The following is a 5,173-nucleotide window of genomic DNA, read 5'->3' on the forward strand; positions in this document are numbered from 1 at the left end:
GCGACCACCGAGATCTACACTCTTTCCCTACACGACGCTCTTCCGATCTATTACTAATCGCACCAAACCGGGAATTCGAAATATTAATTGCGAATTCCCTGGGGCCAAATGCCCCATTAAAACTATTTACTCCAAATTATATAAAATAGTCAGTTTTAAATGCCGACAATTTTACGAACCCAGACAACTTTTTCTTGGATTTGAAAAATAATAATTCAATAAAGTTAAACGATTGTTAAACAATCAATTTGAATGTTATATTCTAAAATTAAGAAAAATCAGCAAGTTTTTATGAATGAAATTCGATTAATTAATCATTGAAAAATGAGTTTAAATAGCCAAGCGACAAAAATGAAAGTTAGAAATGAGCAACTTTTTTTCTAACTTCAAAAAACAATTATTAATCCTTAAAATTTTCCGGAAATTCCTTTTTTAAAGCATTGATGATGTCCTGAACCATAATATCCTTAAGGGGTTTGCCTTCACATGTGAAATCCTTTAGGCCGCCCTGCTTTTCTGCAGGAAGGGATTCACTGTGAATCCAAATAAAGTAATCCAGTGGTTCGCCGCATAGCTTTTCGAATTCTCCGGTGTATTCAAGCATCATCTCTTCTATGTTCAAATCACAATCCCATCTTGCATCGTAGGGCCTGATTACAATATCATGATAGCCATCGTCAATCTCATCGAATTCCTCTTTTGTTTCGAAAATCAAATCCTTTGCCTTTGCAATTTCCATGTCCAGAACTTCCTTATCCCTTCCGTTGGACTGGTTGATGTAGTGGCTTTTCTGGGAATTCGTAATTTCATCCAGATATCCCGGATTTCTGAAGTAGAACAGATCATGTTTTACCGGAGGCAATGGAGTCAAATGACCATCAATGCATTTATCAAATGGCTTTAGGGCATGCATGATTGCTAATTCTGTAATTGATACGTTGCCGATGTAATCAACCAATTCAGGATACTCATCCAAAGTCAAACCATCAATGTCTGCAGGACATGGCCTCCAACCTAATTTTTGGCCTCTGAAGCAAATGAATATTGTCCTGTCGGCATCTATGCACCTTAAATCCTGAAGGATAATACTTCTGCTGAACTGTTCTTCGGGAACTGAAAAGGCAACATCGTCATAAGTCACTTCAATGCCATGATTTTGACAGATTTCCCTGACTTCTGGATAGACTTCCCTGATAAATACCAGATATTCTCCGAACATGTCATGAAAAGTACTGTTGATTCTTAATGAAACATGCTGCATATCCATTCTAATACCTCACTTAATACTATGTTGGCAATAGTATATATACAATACAATTAAAAAGAATTATCTGTAACTTAGAAAACAACTTTAGCAACAGTAATGTTGTTTGAAGTGAAAGTTAACTCAACCGCATCTGCAGGAGTTAATGCAGCACCAGTACCTACAGAATCCCCTACAAGCAATTCAAGAGTTGCATTTTCAACAGTGATTTCAGTTGGAGTTTTAGAAATACTGATTGTTGCATTTGTAATTGTTACATTATCCAATCCAACATAGGTTGCATTGACTTTATATTCGCCGTAAGCGTCAAATGTATGTTCTGCCCACCAGGTACCATTACCCGCATAATTTGCTTCAATCACCATGCCATCTGCAGTGCCATCAGGTAAGATAAATAGAAACATATAATAGTTTCTTAACTAATATATGTGCGTATGAAAATAAATAAATTAATTGTTTTAAGTTTGATTTTGCTGATATTATTCACATTATCAGTAGTATCTGCAGAAAAAAACATAACGAACTTTACAAGTAATGGGGATTTATTAACCTCAGATTCACCAAATGCTAACTTCAATGATTTAAATAAAGATATAAATGAAAGTACAAATGAATTAAAACTTACTCATGACTATGTCTACGATGAAGGCAATGACATCAATTCACAGATGGAATTAATGTCTCCAAAAGCAACTTCCTTTTGGATGGTAACGGATATAGTATTAACGGGAACGGAAAAGCGAGAATATTTAATATAATTGGGAACAATGTCACTCTAAAAAATTTGATAATCAAAAATGCATTAAATGGTGCAGTATCTTTCGTTCAGCCAAATGCAGAGTCTTATCTGGACAATGTCACCATTCAAAACTCATCCTCCAAATATGCTTCTGGTGGAATTGAACTAAATACTACTAATTTGGTTGTAAACAATTCAAAATTTATTTCAAATACTGGTACTGACAGTTCAGACATTTTTTTCAACGAAAAGTGTAATGTGATTGTTGTAAATTCCACTTTTGAAGGTGGAATCGAGTCAAAATGGTCGCATATTTATTTTTCTGGCGGAGCATTGATTGTTGACGGTTCCACTTTTGCAAATTCACGTTCAAGCTATGCCAATGCAATTTATGGTGAAGATGGTAGGGTGACTGTACGTAACACTAAATTCAGAAATCTTACTGTTTTGAATAGTGCTGGTGCAATTGGCGTTAAATATGCGGTTAATTTAACTGTTGAGGATTGTGAATTTACAAATATCACTTCAGGTAAGGATGGTGGGGTGATTTTTGCTGATATTGAACAGGGTTATGTGACAATCGCCAACTCAAAATTCCATGGTTGTTTTGCTGCATTTGGGGGTGCCGTAATGCAGCTTAGATCTGAGTTAAATATCATTAACTCAACTTTTGAAGATAATATTGCAATGTATGATGGTGGAGTATTATGGACATCATATGCTGATGTATCCATTGAAAATTCCACATTCAAGAGAAATAATGTTGTTAAAGAAGATTTGGAAATTGGGGGAGTATTGTACTTTGATAAAGGAAACATATTAATCAAGGGTTCAACTTTCATTGACAATCACGGATCAAACAAAGGGGATGCGGTATTCACCTATGATTCCAAACTCACATTACAAAACAACACCTTCAAGGACAACGGAAATGCCCTATACTCAGTATTCTCAACACAAGACATTGCCGAAGACAATAAATTCAATAATGATTTGGTTTCTGTTAACAACACATTTTATGCAACAATTGTGGTAAACGACGGAATAGAATTAACACTGATTAATAACACTCCTTATAAATTTGACACCTTACCGGATAAATTCAATTTAAAGGATTATGGATTAGTGGGTCCTGTCAGAAACCAGGGTAATATGGGTGCCTGCTGGACATTTGCAACATCCGGTGCTTTAGAATCAGCATTGCTTAAAGCAACCGGAAAATTATATAATTTTTCACAGGATAATATTCAAAATACAATGCTTCAATATTCAATTTATGGAGTTACTGGAATTTTAGAAGGGGCACAACAATCCACAGGTGTCGGATATCTTGTAAACTGGTACGGTCCATATCCAACCGATCTGGATAGATATGATGAGCTTGGAAAAGTATCCACTCATATCAACATGGCAAATGAAAGTATACATGTTCAGGACGTAGTGTTCTTCCCTGCTCGTCAAAATGCAACAGACAATTATATCTTTAAAAAAGCATTAATGGACTACGGAGCATTTCTAGTGGCAATTTATGCAGGTGAGAGTTCAAAATATTATAACGAAACATCTGCTGCACGTTATTACAATGGAACTAAAGGTATAAATCATGCGGTAACTCTTGTTGGTTGGGATGATAATTATCCTGCAAGTAATTTCCTAAATCCTCCTTCTGGTGATGGTGCATGGATTATTAAAAACAGCTGGGGTACAGACTGGGGAGATGAAGGCTATTTCTACCTGTCATATTATGATACCTCATTCAATACTCAAAACCCTCAGCAGTATCCATACTATGCGGCTTACTTATTTAACAACACTGTTCCATACAATAAGAATTATCAAACAGATGCAGGACAGTTAAATAACTTTGTAGATCAATACAAGTACTTCTCAAATACCTACACTGCTCTTGAAGATGATTTAATTGCAGCCGTGGGTACTTACTTTGATAGTGATGGAGTTGATTATGAATTTGATATTTATGTTAATGGAGTGTTAAAACACACACAAAATGGTGTAAGCCCATTTGCAGGTTATCATACCATCAAATTAACACAATACATTCCAATTTCAGCAAATGATACTTTTAAAGTTGTATTCAAAAATAGTTCTCTACCTTTCGAATCTAATTCAAGACATCATCATAAGGAAAACGTTTCATTTGGAAGTGTGGATGGTGTCAATTGGGAAGATCTTGCTAAAAATAATGTAACAGCAATATTGAAAGTCTACACTGTCGCTAAACCTGTAGTTCCATCAAAACCGGTTATCACAGGCAATAAGGATGTTGTCATGCTTTACTCAGCTGGCACAGCTTATAAGGTTCGTGTAACTATCGACGGCAGGGCTGTAGTCGGTGAATACGTAACCTTCAAATTCAACGGTGCCACCAAAAAGGTTAAAACCGACAGCAAAGGTTATGCAACTTATAAAATACCTACTGTTAAACCAAAATCAAGTAAATACGCAATCACTGCAACATATAAAGATGTAACTGTTAAAAACAATGTTAAAGTGAACAGCATTGTTGTTGCTAAAAACCTTAAGGCTAAAAAATCTGCAAAAGTCCTTAAAATCAAAGTGACCTTGAAAAAGGTTAACAAGAAATACATTAAAGGCAAATACGTAACCTTGAAATTCAAAGGCAAAACCTATAATGTAAAAACCAGCAAGAAAGGTGTTGCAATTTTCAAAATCAAAAAGAATGTGCTTAAAAAACTTAAAGTTGGTAAAAAATACTCCTATAAGGTTTCTTATGGTAAAGATGCTGTAAGCAAAAAAATAACCGTTAAAAAATAGGGATTATATTTTTCCCTATTTCTTTTTTTACTAGGGGTTTTCAGATAATCTCTATTTCCATGGGATGGTACAGCATTGTTGAAACAGATATGCCTGAAGAGATTAACGAAATAGGTTATCTTAAAGAAGTTGACTTTAATACCTTAGAAGTTAAAGGTGAGATAAAAGACTTTGTAGCTATTGTTAGTGATAAATATCATGAGATAGCTAGTGAATTTCCATAACTACATTAACACCCGCCATCACCAATTCAAAACTTATTTTCTAAAATCCTTTCATATATCACGGTGGGAAACCAACTTGACTTTGGAAAACGTGTCCGTTAAAGTTAAAGTGGATTCAATTAAATTAAACATAGAAAATTTACTTTTGAT

5 protein-coding genes are annotated in these 5,173 nt (G+C 34.8%); 3 read left to right on the top strand and 2 right to left on the bottom strand.

Annotated features, from left to right (window positions below):
• Window positions 1-400: 400 nt before the first annotated feature.
• Both Q0W26_RS11215 and Q0W26_RS11220 read right to left on the bottom strand, forming a co-directional pair.
• Window positions 401-1,267 carry a hypothetical protein gene (locus Q0W26_RS11215; RefSeq protein ID WP_298525422.1) on the bottom strand — a complete coding sequence of 289 codons (867 nt, stop codon included), beginning with the start codon at window positions 1,265-1,267 and terminating at the stop codon, window positions 401-403.
• 71 nt (window positions 1,268-1,338) lie between these two features.
• On the bottom strand, window positions 1,339-1,629 hold the full coding sequence (locus tag Q0W26_RS11220) for a hypothetical protein (protein WP_298525425.1): 291 nt from the start codon (window positions 1,627-1,629) through the stop codon (window positions 1,339-1,341).
• A 69-nt stretch (window positions 1,630-1,698) separates the two neighbouring features.
• Between Q0W26_RS11220 and Q0W26_RS11225 the strand changes: the two genes are divergently transcribed.
• Genes Q0W26_RS11225 through Q0W26_RS11235 form a run of 3 tightly spaced genes read left to right on the top strand, consistent with a single transcriptional unit; the run spans window position 1,699 to window position 5,023 of the window.
• On the top strand, window positions 1,699-2,022 hold the full coding sequence (locus tag Q0W26_RS11225) for a hypothetical protein (protein WP_298525428.1): 324 nt from the start codon (window positions 1,699-1,701) through the stop codon (window positions 2,020-2,022).
• A 26-nt stretch (window positions 2,023-2,048) separates the two neighbouring features.
• Entirely contained in the window at window positions 2,049-4,799 is a 2,751-nt protein-coding gene (locus Q0W26_RS11230; RefSeq protein ID WP_298525431.1) for a C1 family peptidase, read from the top strand.
• Window positions 4,800-4,858: 59 nt separating this feature from the next.
• The gene (locus tag Q0W26_RS11235) at window positions 4,859-5,023 is read left to right on the top strand and encodes a hypothetical protein (protein ID WP_298525434.1); all 165 of its coding nucleotides are present in this window, start codon (window positions 4,859-4,861) and stop codon (window positions 5,021-5,023) included.
• Window positions 5,024-5,173 lie beyond the last annotated feature (150 nt).

Source organism: uncultured Methanobrevibacter sp. (genome assembly GCF_947169325.1).
Classification (GTDB): domain Archaea; phylum Methanobacteriota; class Methanobacteria; order Methanobacteriales; family Methanobacteriaceae; genus Methanocatella.